Origin of the sequence: Verrucomicrobium sp., assembly GCA_028283855.1 — a bacterium.
In the GTDB taxonomy this organism is placed as follows: Bacteria; Verrucomicrobiota; Verrucomicrobiia; order Methylacidiphilales; family GAS474; genus GAS474.
In genome coordinates this window covers 438,452-454,777 of sequence record JAPWJX010000003.1, presented here as the reverse complement: position 1 = coordinate 454,777, position 16,326 = coordinate 438,452, and the positions used below count along the sequence as shown (strand labels likewise).

The window sequence follows — 16,326 nt, the reverse complement described above, 5'->3', positions numbered from 1 at the left end:
GCTTTTCTTTTCCTTTTGCCTCCGCCCCTTTCGCGCGGCGGGGCTTTTTCCCGCTCACGCGCTCTCCGGGGTCCGCGCCAGGAGGCAGTGGTAGTCCCTCCCGTTGTGCCGCAGGTGGAGGACTTCCGCCTCCACGGCCAGGCTGTCCCCCTCTTTCCGCTTGAGGCGGGTGGTGAGGAGAAAGCGCCCCCGCGCCTTCACCTCCTCCCAATGCAGAGGCCAGAGTCCCGCTCCGAAGCCGGGGTCGATTTCCGCCAGGGGCCGGCCCAGAAGTTCTTCCGGCCGGTAGCCCAGGAGGCGGCAGGCCGCCTCGTTCAGGTGGCAGATGAGCCCGTCGGCTTCCGTCCAAAGCAGCGGGTCGAGGCAGCGGGCGGCGCTGTGGCCGTTCCAAAAGGCCTGCCGCTCCAGGGATTCCCGCGCTTCCGCGTCGTGAAGGGTCACCAGGATCGCCTGCGTTTGGCCCCAGGCGACGATTTCCGCCGTCACGTCGAGGGGGCGGACGCTGCCGTCGACGCAAAGGAAGCGCTGCCCCTCGAAGACGCCGCCCCGCACCCGGAAGCGGGCCATCAGGTCGCCCACGGCGGGCTCGTTTTCCAGGGGGAAGAGGGCGGAGAAATGGCGCCCGGCCAGCTCCTCCTCTTGGTAGCCCAGGAGATTCTGGACGGCGCGGTTGGCCCGCAGGATGGTGCCGGTCACCGCCTGGATCACCAGCAGGATGTCGGGATTGTGGTCGAGGACCGTTTGCAGCCGCCGCTCCGCGCCCGCCCGGGCGGCATCCGCCCGTTGATGGGCCTCTTCCAGGCGGCCGAGGCGGAGGGCGCGTTCGATGACGCAGGGCAGCCGGTCCCAGTCTTCCGGCAGCAGGTAGTCGGCGGCTCCGGCGCGGAGCGCCTCCGCCTGCCGGGCGGGGGAGGGGGTCTTTCCCCCGCGCTCCCCGGCGCGAACGAAATAGAGGAGGGGAGCCGGGACGCCGGCCTCCCGGACCAACGCGGCCGGGTCTTCTCCCAGGAAAGCGTCGGCGCAAAGCAGCAGTTCCCACCCGCTTGACGTCAGCAGCTTTTGGAATTCCGGCTTTGTGGCGGCGTGGGCCGTCTTGCAGCGGAATCCGGCCGCTTCCAGCCGGGCCGCGCAGCGCCGGGCGCTGGCGGGACGATCGTCCCAAATCAAGACCCGCAGCGGGCGGGTTTTTTCCGGCCAAATAGGCGTTTCCTTGCGTGGTCGACGGGCCGGAGTGGCCCGGGGGGCGACGCGCCGCGTGGGCAATCGACTCATTCAAAAGTAGGTTAATCTATGTTTCAAAAATGTCCAACATATAGAAAACATACGTAAAGCATTGCGGAGTACCTTTCGGTTTGTGAAATAGATTGCAACTTGCAATAAAACCGCTGGGGGGTGGAAAAGAAATAAAACCGCATCTTGTTTATGGAGAAGGGCTTGATTCGTTGGAAGAAGGGTTGGCATGGAACCGGTTCCTCCTCCCGTACCACCATGAATACGACCCATCTGAAGCGCCGCTGGCTGCCTGGCCCGATTAGCCGGTCCCCCCGCCGGAATCCCTTTTACCAAGCCTAACCCACCCCATCATGATCACCTATCAAATCGTCGGCTCCAACGGAAAGGCCCTGCGCCAGATCTCCCATCGGGCTCCGTTGACTCTTGCGGAAATCGCCCTTTCGCTGGCTCCCCGGCGGAGGAAGCGGAAATAAGAAAGGAGAAGCCATGATTCCTCGTCGTTTTTCGGCGCACGGCGGTCGGTGGGGCACCTTGCTCTGGCCCCGCCGCACGTACGGCCACAGTGATTTGGTCAGCAAAGCCTACGGGTACACCCCGGCCGATCCCGTGGCGGCCATCGGGTTCGCCCCCTTTGTACACGCTTTTAAGGGGATGGCGTTGCTCAATCGGGATACCTCCTCTCCCCGGGAAGACCCACAATCCATAGATTAACCGTAAAAACGTTACCCCATTAGTGGGGTAATTTACCTTGAAGGGGAGGGGACCCCCTCTGTACTCTGACGGGCGCATGTATCTGAAAGCGCTCAACGTCGTCGGCTTCAAGTCGTTTGCCGACAAGACCGAAGTCCAATTCCACCGCGGGGTGACCGCCATCGTCGGCCCCAACGGGTGCGGCAAGAGCAACGTCCTCGACTCGATCCGCTGGGTGCTGGGCGAGCAGTCGGCCAAGGCGCTGCGCGGCGGCCAGATGCAGGACGTTATTTTCAGCGGCAGCGACACCCGCAAGCCTCTGGGCATGGCGGAGGTCTCCCTGACCTTCGGCGACTGCGAGCACCAGCTGGGCACCGCCTTCAACGAGGTGACGATCACCCGCCGCCTCTTCCGCGACGGCAACAGCGAGTACGAGATCAACCAGACCCCCTGCCGCCTGCGGGACATCCACCAGCTCTTCATGGACACCGGCATCGGCCGGACCGCCTACTCCATCATGGAGCAGGGGAAGATCGACCAGATTCTCTCCGCCCGCCCGGAGGACCGCCGCGCCATCTTCGAGGAAGCCGCCGGCATCACGAAGTACAAGAGCCAGAAGAAGGAGGCGATGCGGAAGCTGGAGCAGACGGAGGCCAACCTCCTGCGCCTGGTCGACGTCATCGGCGAGGTGCGCCGCCAGATCGGCTCCCTCCAGCGCCAGGCCAGCAAGGCCCGCCGCTACCAGGAGCTCCACGCCGCCCTGCAGGAGGGGGAGCTGCGCTTTGCGCGCTACCAGTTCGGCCAGCTCACGTCGGAAATCAACGCGCTGCAGACGCAGGCCGATTCCGCCCAGGAGAGCGGACAGGCCCTGGCCGTCGCCGTGGAGGAGGAGGAGTACGCCCTGGCCTCCCTGCGCGGGGAGCTTGAAATTTTGGAGCAGGAAACCGGCACGATCCGCGAGGCCCTCAACCAGGCCCGCAACGCGGGCGAGCGCGCCGCGCAGCGCGTCGGCACCGCCCAGACCCGCGTGGAGGAGTTCACCATCCTGCGCGAGCATTGCCGCCTGGAGATCGCCGGGACGGAGGAGAAGGTCCGCATCCAGGAGGAGCAGGCCCGCTCCCTGGCCGCCCGCCTCGAGTCCCAGTCCGCCTCCCGCGCGGACGCCGCGGCGGTCCACCGCCAGCGGGAGGAGGCCGTCCAGTCCCGCCAGGAGCTGGCCGCCGAGAAGAACGCCCTCCGCGGCGAGCGCCAGTCCGAGCTGGGCCGCCGCCAGTCCGAGCTGGCCAACCTCCGCCACCAGCGCGTGGCCTTGGAGGCCCAGCAGCACAATTTGATGGCCCGCGCCGAGGCGCTGCGGGAGGAAGTCGCCGCCGTCGCCGGACGCCGCGACGTGGCGGAGGCCGAGCGCGCCGCGCAGGAAATGGAGAGCCTGGAGGCGGAGGCCGCCTGGGAGGCCGCCCGCGCCGCCCTCTCCGCCGCGCAGGAGAGCCTGGCCGCCGCCCAGCCCCGGGCCAAGGACGCCGAGCGCGCCGAGCGGGAGGCCGCTTCCGCGCAGAGCCGCCTGCAGGCCAAGCTCGACGCGCTGCACCAATTGGAAGAGAGCCACGCCGGCTCTCCCCCCGCCGCCCAGCATCTGCTGGCCTGCGGCGCGCGCGGGGAGATCGCCGCGCGCCTCCACGGCACCCTGGCCGACGCCTGCGCCGTGGCCCCCGGGTATGAGGAGACGATGGCCCTTCTCCTCGGCGACGCGCTCCACAGCCTGGTCATCGAGGACCAGGGCGCGGCGGAGGAAGTCCTCGCCGCCTTCGCCCGCACCGGCGCGCAGGAGGGGCAGGTTCTCCTGGCCCCGCTGCGGCTGGCCCGTCCCGCCGGGCCCTCCCTCGCCGCGCCGACGGCGGCCCGACGCTTCATCGAGGTCGTCCCTTCGGAGGCCCGCTCGCCTGAGTTCACCGAGGCGCTGGGCACCCTGCTCGACGCCCTTTTGGCCGACGCCCACGTCGTCTCCGACCTGGCGCAGGCCTGGGAGTTGAAGGCGGTCTATCTCCAAGCCGTCGTCGCCGTCCACGGCGCCAACGGGGACCGCGGCGCGCTGCTGACCCGCGGCGGCCTGATCCAGGCCGGACGCCCCGCCGCCGATCCGCTGGCCATTCTCCGCCGCCGCCCCGAGCGCCTGGCGCTGGAGGCCGAGCTGGCCGCCGCCCAGGCCGCGGCGCAGGAGGCCCATGAGGCTTCCCTGCAGGCCGCCGAGGCGCTCCAGGCCGCGCACGCCGCCTTGGACGAGGCGCGCTCCGCCGCGAAGGACGCGGAAATCACCGCCACCACCCGCCGCCACACCCAGCAGACGCTGGCCAATTCCGTCCGGGAGCTGGACAACGCCCGCGCCCGCTCCGCCCAGGAGCAGGCCCGCCTGGCCGCCCAGGCGGAGGAGGACGCCGCCCGCCACGCCCGCGTGGAGGAGGAGCTTTCCTCCGGGGAGGCGGAAGCCGCCCGCCTGGAAGAGGAGCTCGCCGCCCTTCAGGCGGAGAGCGCCGCGCTGGAGGCGGAGGCCGCCGCGCTGCGCCAGACCCTCGTCGAAAGCCAGATCGCCCTGGCCACGCTGACCGCGGAATGCCAGTCGACCGAGCAGCAGCGCGCCAGCGCGGAGCACCGCGCCGCCGAGCTGCGCGACCTGGCCGCCACCCGCGGCCGCGAGGCGCAGGACTACACCGCCCGCATCGAGCAGGCCCACGCGGAGATCGAGGCCGCCACGATGGAGCGGGAGGAGGCGGAGGCCCGCTCCGCCCAGCAGGAAACCGCCCTGCAGGAAGTGCAGTCCCGCCGCGCCGAGCAGCAGGCCTTCATCGCCCAGCGGGAGGAAGGCCTGCGGATGCAGCGCCGCAGCCTCTCCGAGGCGCAGTCCCTCCACGCCTCCTGCGAGATCAAGCTCACGGAGCGCCGCATGCACCTGACCCACCTCAACGAGCGGGTGCAGAGCGCCTACCAGAGCGTCCTGGCCGACCTGCCCCCCCTCTCCGAGGAGGAGGCCGCGACCGACTGGGACGTCCTGGGCGCGGAGGTGGCCGACCAGCGGCAGAAGCTCGACGCGATGGGCTCGGTCAACCTGGACGCCATCGCCGAGTTCGAGGAGCTTTCCCAGCGCCTCACCTTCCTGGAAGGGCAGGAGAACGACCTGCGCGGCGGCAAGGACCAGCTCCTGGCCACCATCCAGGAGATCAACGAGACGACGAAGACCCTCTTCGCCGAGACGTTCGAGCGGATCAAGGTGAACTTCCAGGAGATCTTTTCCGAGCTGTTCGGCGGCGGCAAGGCGACCCTGGTCCTGGCCGACGAGACCGACCCGCTCGAGTCCGGCATCGAGATCGTGGCGAAGCCCCCGGGCAAGCAGCTGCAGAGCGTCACGCTCCTTTCCGGCGGCGAGAAGACGATGACCGCCGTCTCCCTCCTCTTCGCCATCTACAAGGTGAAGCCGAGCCCGTTCTGCGTGCTCGACGAAATGGACGCGCCGCTCGACGAGTCGAACATCAACCGCTTCATCCGCATGGTGCAGCGCTTCACGGAGCACTCCCAGTTCGTGGTCATCACGCACAACAAGCGGACGATCAGCATGGCGGACGCGCTCTTTGGCGTGACGATGCCGGAGCGCGGCGTTTCCAAGCTGATGTCCATCAAGCTGACCGCGGAGGAGAAGGCGGCGCACGCCGGGACTCCCGCGCCGGAGCGCGTCGCCGCCCCCGTCATCCCCGTGAAGGGGGAGGACGCCGGGCCGGAACCGGAGGCCGAGGCGGTCCCGGGCGAGGAAGACGAATCCGATCCCGCGCTGACGGCGTAGGCTTTTTCTTATGGGCAGCGCTTATCAGGACGATACGCGGGCGTTCCTCAACGGCCTCCAGGACGGGCTTCCCGTCTGGGGCGCGGTGCGCCAGGGGTTCAAGGGGGCGGTGCTCGCCTCCGTCGGCCACGCGCTGACGCGGGAACCGGACCTCATCGAGGAAAAGAACGGCGGCGTTTCCGTCACCTTCCGCCGGGGACGCGTGGCGCCGGAGGATCGGGAGCGGACGGAGGCGATTGTCTCCAAGCACGGCGCCGCCCTGAAGGGCTTGGGCGTCCGCACCCGCGCCTACGGTTTCCTGGGCCTCGGCGCGGCGGGCTACAATCTTTACGAGGCCGGGACATTCGCGACCGACCTGGTGCGGCACGGCATCGCCGCCGCTTCCACGCGGACCCATCTGCGCGGCATGGGGGAGGCCTTCGTCACCGCTTGCTGCGTCTCCCTGCTCACCGCCGCGTGGGACAAGGACGCGCGCCTGTGGCAGGCGCCGATCGTCCGCGACTTGCGGGAATGGGCGCGGCTCCACCCGGAGCGGCCCGGAGCGCCGGTTAGTGAAGCGCCGCGCGCCAGGCGCGGCGCAGCTCGGGATAGAGGTTAAGCCGCCATTCCCGGCCGTCGGCGGCGGCGAGGAGGAGGACCTGCTCGTTCGATTTTTCGTCGAGCCGCTCGGCGCGCGCGATTTCGGAAAGCGGGGCTTTCCACAATTCCTTCCGCCCGCGCCGGGCGACGACGGCATCCCCCGTGAAGAAGTAGGTGGGGTGGGGAACCAGGAGGGCGAAGAGCCCCAGGGCGATGGAAAAGGGCATCAGCATCCAGGTGGCCAGGACGGTGGGGAGATGGCCGGGGGGCGGCGGCATCTGCCCGGCGGCGAAGATCCAGCAGAGGGGCGCGCAGAATCCCAGGAAGAAGAGGGCGAAGATCCAGCGGCCGACCCGGTCGCGCGCGGAGGGGCCGTAGGCGCCGCGCAGGCGGCTCAGGACGGCGGCTTCATTGGGGGGCGGTGTTTCCATCTCACATGCGTTTGACGAGCCAGAGGAGGAGGAGCAGGAGCAGCCCGGCGGAGACGAAGAAGCGGATGCGGTCCCGGCGGCGCTGCGCGCCGTGGACGCGCTCGGCGCGGCGGACCGACTCCCGCTCGATGCGGCGCGCGTCGCTGGGGCGCAGTTCGGGCTTCCAAACGGGGGGCTTCGGCTCCGGCTTGGGGGGGTTCTTGAGCCGGTCGAGCTCCTCGCGCAGGGAGGCCAGGTGGTCCGCCAGGGCCTGCTCTTCCTTGTCCAGGTCGCGCGCGCGGCGCTTGAAGGGGTCCGCGCCGAACGCCATTACTTGAACAGGATCCGGACGAAGAGGCCCAGGAGGAAGAGGCCGATGAGGAGCGGCAGGGAATAGGCGAAGCCGGCGCCGACTTTGTTCCAGAAAGCGGAGATGGGCGCGCCGCCCTCGGCGAAGGTGCCGTCTTCCAGGTGGGCGTGGTGGCGGACGGAGGCGGTCTCCAGGCGGGTCTGCGCCTGGGAGTAGGCGCCCTTGGCCTGGTCGACGATGGCCAGGGCGTGGGTCAGCTCGTGCTCCAAATCGGCGGGATCCCAGGTCTGGGGGCGGATGGTTTCCAGCTGGCGGAGGTGCTCGGTGAAGGAGGTGCGGATGGTTGTGACTTCCTCTCCCTCCCGCTTCAGCTCGAATTCCTGCTGGGTCAGGAGGACCAGGCCGCGCTTGAGCCGCTCGAGGACCTGGCGCTGGCCTTCCTCGAACTCGTACTGCTTGCGGCGGATTTCTTCCAGCTGGCGCTTCTGCCGCTCGATCTGCTCGCGGCGGCGTTCCAGGTCGAGGAGGACTTCCTCGGCCTGCTGGACCTTCAGGTTGACGTCATCGACGGAGAGGTGCTCGCGCTCGGGCGGCAGCAGCTCGTCCTCGCGGGGATCAAAGGGCTTGGCGGGGGGCATGGCGGATTAGGGGGCGGTGGGTTGCGGTTCCGGCGCGGGGGGCGCGTCGGCGGCTGGGATGGCCGGAGCGGGCGGCGGCAGCGGCGCGCCCGCCGCGGGGATGACGATCTGGGCGCCGATCTTCAGCGGCTTTCCGGCGGGCAGCGCGGCGGCGTTGGCCAGCTTGATTCGCTCGATGCCCTCGTTGATGTGTCCGGGGTAGAATTTCTTGGCGATTTTCCAGAGGGTGTCGCCGGGGGCGATGGCGTAGGTCTGGCCGACGGTGGCCGACGGGGCCGGGACGGGCGCGGGAATGACCGTGGCGGGCACGGGCGGCGGCGGGGTGCCGGCGGCGGGGGCCGTTTCCGCGGCGGGCGCGGGCGCCGGGGCGGCGCCGGGGGCGTTGGTGTCGGCGGGGGTGATGTTGGGCGCGGCGGCGGCCAGCTCCTTTTGCGTGGCGGCGAGCTTGGCGGAGAGGTCGTTGATCCGCTGGTTGGCGGCCTCGAACTCGTTGCGCAGGTTCTGGTTGTCGCTCTGCAGGGCGGCGAAGGCCTGCGCGTTCTGCACGGGGGAGTTCGGCAGGGTGGCGGCGAAGTTGATTTCCGCGGAGTTCAGCCGCTCCTGGGCCTTGGCGGCGTTGTCTGCGGTGGGCCGGGCCTTGAGGTACTGGGCCAGGTGGTACATCGCGCCGAGCGGGTCGTTCAGGTGGTCGGAGTCGAGGAGGCCCAGCTCGTAGTGGGCCTGGGCGACGTTCGGGTTGGCGCGCAGGGCGGCCTCGTAGGAGCGGGCGGCCTCGGTGAAGTTGCGCTCCTGGATGGCGGTGAGCGCGGCGTGGAAGTAGGGATTGGTGTCGTCTTCGGCGGCCAGGGTCTTGTCGTCCTTTTGGCATCCTCCGAGGGCGAGGAGGCCGGAGAGCCCGGCGATCAGGAGCAAACGCTTCATAGTCCGTCCACGGTACCAGCCGCCCCCGGCTCCGCAAGGGCGTAATACGGAAGGGCTAAGCGGCCTTCCACTTGATGTTGCACCCCAGGCTCGGCTTTTGCAGGGAGCTGGGGTGGCGGCCGTCCAGGACGGCGCACATGGCGTAGCGGAGGTCGGCCCCGGTGACGGGGATGCCGTTGCCGGGGCGGCTGTTGTCCAGCTGGCCGCGGTAGGCCAGCTTGTGCGCGGCGTCGAAGAGGAAGAAATCGGGGGTGCAGGCGGCGTGGTAGGCGCGGGCGACGGCCTGGGTCTCGTCGTAGAGGATGGGGAAGGCGATGTCGGCGGCCTTGGCCCATTCGGCCAGGGATGCCGGGGCGTCGGCGGGGTAGGCCTCCGCGTCGTTCGCGCTGATGCCGACGATGGCGATGTTCCCCGCCGCGTAGTCGTAGCCCAGCTTGGAAAGCTCGTGCTCGACGTGCTTCACGTAGGGGCAGTGGCGGCAGAGGAAGATGACCAGGAGGGCCTGGCCGTCGAAGGAGGCCCGGGCGACGGTCTTGCCGGTGACGACGTCGGGGAGGGAAAAGTCGGGCGCAGCGGTGCCCAGCGGAAGCATGGTCGAGGGGGTCAGGGCCATGAAGCGCGAAGGTAGAGCGATTTCCGTTGGAGATCAATTCGCCCTTGTGGAAAATGGCGGGTCCCGACTTATGCCCGACCGCCTCGCCGCCGCCCTCAAGGAGACCTTCGGGTTCGACTCCTTCCGCCCGCTCCAGCGGGAGATCATGGAGGAGATCCTGGCGGGCCGCGACGCCCTGGCCCTCCTGCCGACGGGCGGCGGCAAGTCCCTCTGCTTCCAGCTGCCTGCTCTGGTCCTGCCGGGGCTCACCGTCGTCGTCTCCCCGCTCATCGCCCTCATGAAGGACCAGGTGGACAGTCTCCAGGCGGCGGGCGTGGCGGCCACCTATCTCAATTCCACCCTGGACGAGGCGGAGGCCCGCGCCCGCCTGCGCGGCCTCCACCGGGGGGAATACAAGCTTCTCTACGCCGCGCCGGAGCGGCTCATGCTGCCGGGCCTCCTGGAGAACCTGGAGGCGTGGGGCCTCTCCCTTCTGGCGGTCGACGAGGCGCATTGCATCAGCGAGTGGGGGCACGATTTCCGGCCCGAATACCGGCAGATCTCCACGCTCCGCCGCCGCTTCCCGAAGGTCCCCGTCCTGGCCCTGACCGCCACCGCCACCCCGCGCGTGCGCGGGGACATCGCCGCCCTCCTGGGGCTGGAGAAGGCGCGCCACTTCGTCGCCAGCTTCAACCGGCCCAACCTGACCTACCGCGTCACGCCGAAGAGCGGCGCGTACGACCAGCTCGTCGAGTGGCTGGAGAGCGGCCCCCGGCGCGGGGAGGCGGGCATCGTCTACTGCCAGAGCCGGAAGGGGGCGGAGGCCGTCGCGCAGAAGCTCCAGGCGGACGGCGTGCCCGCCCGCGCGTACCATGCGGGCCTCGACGCCGCCGAGCGCGCCCGGTCCCAGGAGCTTTTTCTAAGGGACGAGGTGCGCGTCGTCTGCGCGACGATCGCCTTCGGCATGGGCATCAACAAGCCGAACGTGCGCTACGTCGTCCACTACGACCTGCCGAAGAACATCGAGGGATACTACCAGGAAACGGGCCGCGCGGGCCGCGACGGCCTGCCCGCCGAATGCCTTCTTTTCTTCAGCGCCGGGGACGCGGTGAAGCAGCGCCGATTCATCGAGGAGAAGGGGAGCGAGGAGGAGCGCCGCGTCGCCTCGGCCCAGCTCCAGCAAATGCTTCATTACGCGGAGGCCAGCGGCTGCCGCCGGGCGGCGCTTTTGGAATACTTCGGCGAGGCGGTGGAGCCGGGCGGCTGCGGCGCGTGCGACAACTGCCTGGAGCCGCGCGAGACGTACGACGGGACGATCCCCGCCCAAAAGCTCCTCTCCTGCGTCTACCGGATCAAGCAGGGCGGCGGCTTTTCCGTGGGGCTGGCCCACGTCGTCGAGGTGCTGACCGGCGCGCAGAGCGAGAAGGTGAAGCGCTGGGGCCACGACAAGCTCTCCACCTACGGCATCGGCAAGGAGCTGCCGCGCGCCCAGTGGCAGGAGATCGGCCGCCAGCTTTTGCGCGCGGGCTATCTGCGCCAGAGCGAGGGGCAGTTCTCCGTCCTGGAGCTGACGCCGGAGGGGGGCGCCGTCCTGCGGGAGCGGACGCCCATCTCCCTCACCAAGCCGCTGGCCCAGGCGAAGGCGCGGCCTGACAGGCGGGACCGGGGCGCCATTTCCTGCGACGAGATCCTCTTCAACCGCCTGCGCGTCCTGCGCAAGGAGCTGGCCGACGCGCGGGACGTGCCCGCCTACGTGATCTTTTCCGACGTGACGCTGCGCATCATGGCGCGCGACCAGCCGACGGACCTCGACGCCATGCGCCGGGTGAGCGGCGTGGGGCAGAAGAAACTGGAGGAATTCGGCGCCGCCTTCGCCGCCTCCGTGCGGGATTATCTGCGGGAGAGCTAGTCCCGGACGCGGCCGGGACCGGCAGCGGCTTGGCGCAGCAGGACGCGGGAGGAGCGCCGCGCGGCGGCGACTTCCGGCACCGCCTCCGCTTCCAGGAAGAGGAGGGCGGCGGCCTGCCCCGCCGCGCCGGCGGCCAGGAAGGGCGCGGCGGCCACGGGGTGCTGATGGTGGACGAGGTTGGCCCCGACGGCGGCGGAGAAGGCGCTGGCGGTCAGCAGCGCGGCCTGCGCGCCCTTGACGAGGAATTCCGCGGCCAGGGTGGAGCGGGTTTCGATGTGGGCGTCGTCTTTGGTGGGGCGGTTTTCGTCCCACGCGCGGAAGGCGCGCCAGTTCTCGTAAGCCAGGCGGGTGTCGACGGCGGCGGGCGCGAAGCCGACGCCCGGCAGCGCCTTGAGGAGGACTTTGCCGAGGAGCGGCGGGTTTTCCCGGATCGCGCGGCCCAGGTCTTTGGCCGACTCGGCGGCGGAGCGGCCCAGGACGGTGACGGCGTTGAGGAGGGCGGTGCGCAGCGGCGTGATTTCCGGGGCCATGGAACGATTTAAAAGCTATTTGCCGAGGACGGTCAACGTTCCGCTGGTGACGCCGAGCTGGTCGGCCACCTGGAGCTGGGCGCGGAGGGTGGCGGGGGAGAGGTCGCCCGCCAGGAGGCGGACGTAGCTCTCGTAGACCCGGCGCGTGGCGGCGGCGTCTTCCCGCAGCAGTTCCAGCCGGAAGTGCCGCGCGCCGAGGGCGCGGAACTCTTCCAGGAAGGCGGCGCCGCTCTGGGCGCGGCCGTGGTAGACGGTGTTGCGGCAGCCGACGTCGGCCAGGACGGGGTGGGTAGCCCCCACGCGGTCGCGGACGGCGATCTGGTGGCGGTCGCACGGGCGGCCGCAGGTGGTGTGGTCTTTCCCTTCGGAAAGGAAGGCGGCGAAGACGCAGTGCTCCATGTGGAACATGGGCATGTGCTGGTGGAGGACGACTTCCAGCCATTCCGGCGGGCAAGCGGCCAGGAGGTCGGCCAGCTGGCGGGCGTTGAGGTCGTAGGAGGCGGTGACCCGCTCCAGGCCCCACTCCGGCGCCATGAGGAGCTGCGCGGTGAGGGGGTTGGCGACGTTGAGGGAGAAGTCGCCGACTTTCCGCAGGGGGGACGCGCGGAAGTGGTGGAGCGCGCCCAGGTTGCGGATGAGGACGCCGTCCGGGGCGGCGTTCTCGATCAGTTTGAAGAAGCCCTGCTCGCCCGATTTCTGGATGCGCGGGGTGGCGAGGTAGACGAGCGCGCCGGGGGTTTCCCGGACAAGGGAAACAGCCTCTTTATAGCGGCGGATGTCCTCGAAATCGACGTAGAGGGTCCGCGCGCCCGCTTCCAGGAGGGCGCCGAGCTGTTCCAGGGAGCGGCAGAGGACGGCGCAGGCGGCGGGGCCGGGCTGCGGCGCGGGACGCGCGGGAAGGAGCCGCTGCAGGACGGGCGCGGACGGCGCGCGGATGGCGGCGGGAGCGGGCGCGGCTTTTCCCAGCGCGGCGACGGCCTCGCGGCGGAGGCGGTTGAGTTCCGCGACGGGGAGGACGACCTGGCCTTCCAATCCGTTTTCCAGCGCGGCCAGGGTGAAGCCGCTGCCCCCGAGCCGCCCCAGCTGGGCGCGGAGCCGCGCCGTGTCGAGGGGCTGGGTGCGGGCCGGTTCCAGGGGCATGGCCGAATCGAGTTCCACGCCGCCGACGCCCGCCTCCGCGCGGAGGCGCAGGGGCGTGCCGGCCTTGCCGGAGACGGTGAAGGAAAGGGGCCGGTCGGCGGGCGGGGCGTCCTGGGCGAAGGTGCGGCGCAGGGCGGCGTCGAGCCGGGGGTCGTCCGTTTGGTAGACGGCCTGGCCGGGGGCGAGGCGGGCGAAGTCGATCCGGCCCCGCTCGAAGGAAATCCGGCCTCCCGCCACCTGCCAGAGGCGGCCGCCCTGCTGGGCGTTCTGGTCGCCGCCGTCGTCGAAGAGGATGCCGTCGCCGGGGCGCAGGGGCTCGCCCTCCCATTCGATTTCCACGGTTTGCCGCCGCGCATCGACGGCGGCGACGCGCCCGGCCAGGGGGCCGCGTTTGTTGGAATGGCGGCCGTGGACGAGCTGCTGGTGGTCGACGCCGTGCATCCAGCCGGAGAAGAGGCCGCGGGAGAAGGTCAGTTCCAGCTTGCGCCGGTCGTCGGCGTCGGGGGCGGCGGGGCGTCCGGCCAGGGAGGCGTCGATCGCCTTGCGGTAGACCTGGCAGACGGCGGCGACGTATTCGGGGGACTTGAGGCGGCCTTCGATCTTGAAGCTGGCGACGCCGCGCTCGATCAGCTGCGGGATCTCCGCCACGGCGGCGAGGTCCTGCGGGGAGAGGAGGTAGCGTTTGTCGCCCAGGTCTTTCAGCGCGCCGTCGACGATGAGGTCGTAGGGAAGGCGGCAGGCCTGGGCGCATTCCCCCCGGTTGGCGCTGCGCTGGCCCAGCGACTCGCTGGTCAGGCACTGGCCGGAGTAGGCGACGCAGAGCGCGCCGTGGACGAAGACTTCCAGCGGCAGCGAGCCGGCCTCGTGCTGGAAGCGCTCCATTTCCCTCAAGGAAAGCTCCCGCGCCAGGACGACGCGGGTGACGCCCAGCCGCGCGGCGATCTGCGCCCCTTCGGGCGAGGTGATGGTCATCTGGGTGGAGGCGTGGACTTCCAGGCCGGGCGCGGCGGCGGCGGCCAGGGCGGCCAGGCCCAGGTCCTGGACGATGATGGCGTCGGTCCCCGCCCGGTCGAGGGCCAGGAGGAATTGTTCCGCCTCCGCCAGCTCGCCGGGGAAGAGGAGGGTGTTCATCGTCACGTAGCCCTTCACGCCGCGCTCGTGGAGGTAGGCGACGATCTTCGGCAGGTCTTCCAGGGTGAAGTTGTCGGCCCGCAGCCGGGCGTTGAACTTGGTCAGGCCGAAGTAGACGGCGTCTGCCCCGTTGGCGACGGCGGCGCGGACGCAATCCCAGTCGCCCGCGGGGGCGAGGAGTTCGGGGGCGGGCGCGGCGGTCATCGGGGTACGATAGGGTCAATCGGGCCCAGTTGCATGCTATTCCTATATAGGATTGAATACTCATTTATGGACGAGACCCGCCTGCGGATCGAGGGGATGACCTGCGCGGGGTGCGCGCGCACCGTGGAGGAGGCGCTGCGGGCGGTCCCCGGCGTCGCCCGCGTCGTCGTCGATCTGGGGGGCCAGGAGGCCCGCGTCGGCTGGGCGGGGGAGCCGGGCTCTTCCGAGGCGCTCTTCCACGCCGTCCGCCGCGCCGGATACCGGGCCCTGCCCGCCAAGGGGAAGGGGGAAACGCAATGGAACGGCGCGCTCCGCCTGGGCCTGCCGGTCACCGCCCTCCTCATGTTCCTGGAATGGGGCCTGGGCCTCGACCACCGCCCTTGGTACGGGATTTTTTCCTTCTGGATCACGCTGCCGGTCCTCCTGTGGGTCGGCGTCCCGTTCTACCGGGGGGCGGCGCGGCAGCTCGCCCGGGGCCGGATGACGATGGACACCCTGGTGACCGTCGGCAGCCTGGCCGCCTGGGGGCTTTCCGTGCACGGCCTCCTGCGGCCCGGCCACCAATTCCACCTCTACTTCATGGAGGCGGCGGCGATCGTCTCCCTCATCGGGATCGGACATTGGCTGGAAGGGCGGATTTCCGCCCGCGCGAACGCGACGCTCCGGCGGCTCTTCGACCTGGCGCCCGCCTGGGCGCGGCGGCTCCGCCCCTCCGGCGAGGAGGAGGAGACCGCCGTCTCCGACCTGGCCCCGGACGACTTGATCCTCATCAAGCCGGGTGACCGCATCCCGATCGACGGCGTCGTTTTCGAGAACCACGGCCAGGTCGACGAGAGCCTGCTGACGGGCGAGGCCGCGCCGGTCGAGAAGGGGCCCGGCTCTCCCGTCTACGCGGGGACGCTCAGCACGCACCGGCTGGTCGTCCGCGTCACGGGGCTGGGGCGGGAGACGGCCCTGGCGCGCATCGTCGCCTCCGTGGAGCGGGCGCTGGCCAGCCGTGCGGCGGTGGAGAAGCTGGCCGACCAGGTCAGCGCCGTCTTCGTCCCCGTCGTCGTCCTCCTGGCCGCGCTGACTTTTCTCTATTGGGTCGACGTGGCACGCCTGCCGTGGGAACCGGCGCTGGTCGTCGCCGTCTCGGTCGTCGTCGTCGCCTGCCCGTGCGCGCTGGGCCTGGCGACGCCCGCGACACTGTTGGCCGCCACGAACGCCGCCGCGCGGCGGGGCATCCTTTTCCGCGACGCGCGGGCGCTGGAAAAGGCGGGCCGGATCGACGCCGTCCTCTTCGACAAGACCGGCACTTTGACCGAGCCGGAGGCGGTGGTGGAAAAGGTGCAGCTGCTCACCCACCGGATGGGCCGGGACGAGGCGGCCGCCCTTGCGCGGGCGCTGGCTTCCTCCAGCACCCATCCTGCCAGCCGCACCGTCGTCGCCCACTTCGCCTATGCGGCGCAGATCAAGCTGACGGAGTGGAAGGAAGAGACCGGCGCGGGCGTTTCCGCGATCTATCAGGGGGAGACGGCCCGCCTGGGCAATCCCGCCTGGGTCCAGGCGCACGGCGTCTTCGTCCCGCCCTATGCCGGGCTGGCGCCGGGGGACGTCGCTCTTTCCCTGGGGCACGAGCTGCTGGCCCTGATCCATTTTAATCCGCACCGGCCCCGGCCGGAGGCGGCGGCGGTCTTGCGCCGGCTGGAGGCGGAGGGATACGCGGCCTACGTCGTCTCCGGCGATACCGCGGTGGCGGCGGAGAAGCTGGCGCACGACCTCGGCATCGCCCCGGAGCGGGTCTTCGCGCCCGTCCGTCCGGAGGGGAAGGCGGAGATCGTCGCCCGGCTCCAGAAGGAGGGGCGCCGCGTCGCCTTCGTCGGGGACGGGCTCAACGACGGGCCCGCCTTGGCCCAGGCCGATCTGGGCGTCGCCGTCCTGGGGGCCAGCGATCTGGCCCGGGAAGCGGCCGACGTGGTTCTGCTTCGCCGGGAGCGGGAGCTGGAGGCGTTGCCGGAGGTCTTGGCCCTCTCCATCGCCACGCGCCGGGCGATCGTGCAGAATCTCTTTTGGGCCCTGGCCTATAACGTCGTCCTCATTCCCCTGGCGATGGCCGGGCGGGTGCCCCCGGTGGCCGCCGCGGTGGCCATGAGCCTTTCCGACCTCTGCGTGATGGGGAACGCCTGGCGGCTCTCCCTCTGGCGGGCGCGCAAATAAAAGCCTCGCCA

13 protein-coding genes are annotated in these 16,326 nt (G+C 70.4%); 5 read left to right on the top strand and 8 right to left on the bottom strand.

The window, feature by feature from the left end:
* Positions 1-54: 54 nt before the first annotated feature.
* A complete protein-coding gene (locus PW734_03365; protein MDE1170237.1) occupies positions 55-1,167 on the bottom strand; it encodes a PAS domain S-box protein in 1,113 nt (370 codons plus the stop codon).
* 416 nt (positions 1,168-1,583) lie between these two features.
* On the opposite strand from PW734_03365, the gene PW734_03360 reads away from it, so the two are divergent.
* From PW734_03360 to PW734_03350, 3 genes are all read left to right on the top strand, one after another.
* The gene (locus PW734_03360; GenBank protein ID MDE1170236.1) at positions 1,584-1,706 is read left to right on the top strand and encodes a hypothetical protein; all 123 of its coding nucleotides are present in this window, start codon (positions 1,584-1,586) and stop codon (positions 1,704-1,706) included.
* A gap of 314 nt (positions 1,707-2,020) precedes the next feature.
* Positions 2,021-5,752, top strand: coding sequence for a chromosome segregation protein SMC (gene smc, locus PW734_03355; GenBank protein MDE1170235.1), 3,732 nt, complete (start codon positions 2,021-2,023; stop codon positions 5,750-5,752).
* Between the two features lie 10 nt (positions 5,753-5,762).
* On the top strand, positions 5,763-6,350 hold the full coding sequence (locus PW734_03350) for a hypothetical protein (protein ID MDE1170234.1): 588 nt from the start codon (positions 5,763-5,765) through the stop codon (positions 6,348-6,350).
* On the opposite strand, the gene PW734_03345 is transcribed toward PW734_03350, so the two are convergent.
* The 5 genes from PW734_03345 to PW734_03325 are packed head-to-tail and all read right to left on the bottom strand — an operon-like array spanning position 6,301 to position 9,223.
* Positions 6,301-6,762 (bottom strand): hypothetical protein, encoded by a 462-nt coding sequence (locus PW734_03345; GenBank protein MDE1170233.1) that lies wholly within the window; start codon positions 6,760-6,762, stop codon positions 6,301-6,303. The two genes, PW734_03350 and PW734_03345, sit on opposite strands and share 50 nt — an antisense overlap.
* Before the next feature lies 1 nt (position 6,763).
* On the bottom strand, positions 6,764-7,072 hold the full coding sequence (locus tag PW734_03340) for a hypothetical protein (protein ID MDE1170232.1): 309 nt from the start codon (positions 7,070-7,072) through the stop codon (positions 6,764-6,766).
* Complete coding sequence (locus tag PW734_03335) at positions 7,072-7,689, bottom strand: hypothetical protein (GenBank protein ID MDE1170231.1); 618 nt, start codon at positions 7,687-7,689, stop codon at positions 7,072-7,074. The genes PW734_03340 and PW734_03335 overlap by 1 nt, the downstream gene beginning before the upstream one ends.
* A gap of 6 nt (positions 7,690-7,695) precedes the next feature.
* Positions 7,696-8,610 (bottom strand): LysM peptidoglycan-binding domain-containing protein, encoded by a 915-nt coding sequence (locus PW734_03330; protein ID MDE1170230.1) that lies wholly within the window; start codon positions 8,608-8,610, stop codon positions 7,696-7,698.
* 55 nt (positions 8,611-8,665) lie between these two features.
* Entirely contained in the window at positions 8,666-9,223 is a 558-nt protein-coding gene (locus PW734_03325; protein MDE1170229.1) for a thioredoxin family protein, read from the bottom strand.
* A 70-nt stretch (positions 9,224-9,293) separates the two neighbouring features.
* Between PW734_03325 and recQ the strand changes: the two genes are divergently transcribed.
* Positions 9,294-11,111: a DNA helicase RecQ gene (gene recQ / locus PW734_03320; GenBank protein MDE1170228.1), complete on the top strand. Its 1,818-nt coding sequence runs from the start codon at positions 9,294-9,296 to the stop codon at positions 11,109-11,111.
* Here recQ and PW734_03315 read toward each other — a convergent pair.
* Positions 11,108-11,641 carry a hypothetical protein gene (locus PW734_03315; GenBank protein MDE1170227.1) on the bottom strand — a complete coding sequence of 178 codons (534 nt, stop codon included), beginning with the start codon at positions 11,639-11,641 and terminating at the stop codon, positions 11,108-11,110. The genes recQ and PW734_03315 overlap by 4 nt on opposite strands.
* Before the next feature lie 15 nt (positions 11,642-11,656).
* The gene (locus tag PW734_03310; protein MDE1170226.1) at positions 11,657-14,116 is read right to left on the bottom strand and encodes a DUF3656 domain-containing protein; all 2,460 of its coding nucleotides are present in this window, start codon (positions 14,114-14,116) and stop codon (positions 11,657-11,659) included.
* A gap of 66 nt (positions 14,117-14,182) precedes the next feature.
* Between PW734_03310 and PW734_03305 the strand changes: the two genes are divergently transcribed.
* Entirely contained in the window at positions 14,183-16,315 is a 2,133-nt protein-coding gene (locus PW734_03305) for a cation-translocating P-type ATPase (GenBank protein ID MDE1170225.1), read from the top strand.
* The last annotated feature ends 11 nt before the right edge of the window (positions 16,316-16,326 follow it).

Bases quoted from the DNA above. Each gene is read 5' to 3' on its own strand.
- PW734_03335 (MDE1170231.1), bottom strand. From the start codon at position 7,689: ATGCCCCCCGCCAAGCCCTTTGATCCCCGCGAGGACGAGCTGCTGCCG.
- smc (MDE1170235.1), top strand. From the start codon at position 2,021: ATGTATCTGAAAGCGCTCAACGTCGTCGGCTTCAAGTCGTTTGCCGAC.
- PW734_03310 (MDE1170226.1), bottom strand. From the start codon at position 14,116: ATGACCGCCGCGCCCGCCCCCGAACTCCTCGCCCCCGCGGGCGACTGG.
- PW734_03315 (MDE1170227.1), bottom strand. From the start codon at position 11,641: ATGGCCCCGGAAATCACGCCGCTGCGCACCGCCCTCCTCAACGCCGTC.
- PW734_03305 (MDE1170225.1), top strand. From the start codon at position 14,183: ATGGACGAGACCCGCCTGCGGATCGAGGGGATGACCTGCGCGGGGTGC.
- PW734_03340 (MDE1170232.1), bottom strand. From the start codon at position 7,072: ATGGCGTTCGGCGCGGACCCCTTCAAGCGCCGCGCGCGCGACCTGGAC.
- recQ (MDE1170228.1), top strand. From the start codon at position 9,294: ATGCCCGACCGCCTCGCCGCCGCCCTCAAGGAGACCTTCGGGTTCGAC.
- PW734_03330 (MDE1170230.1), bottom strand. From the start codon at position 8,610: ATGAAGCGTTTGCTCCTGATCGCCGGGCTCTCCGGCCTCCTCGCCCTC.
- PW734_03360 (MDE1170236.1), top strand. From the start codon at position 1,584: ATGATCACCTATCAAATCGTCGGCTCCAACGGAAAGGCCCTGCGCCAG.
- PW734_03345 (MDE1170233.1), bottom strand. From the start codon at position 6,762: ATGGAAACACCGCCCCCCAATGAAGCCGCCGTCCTGAGCCGCCTGCGC.
- PW734_03350 (MDE1170234.1), top strand. From the start codon at position 5,763: ATGGGCAGCGCTTATCAGGACGATACGCGGGCGTTCCTCAACGGCCTC.
- PW734_03325 (MDE1170229.1), bottom strand. From the start codon at position 9,223: ATGGCCCTGACCCCCTCGACCATGCTTCCGCTGGGCACCGCTGCGCCC.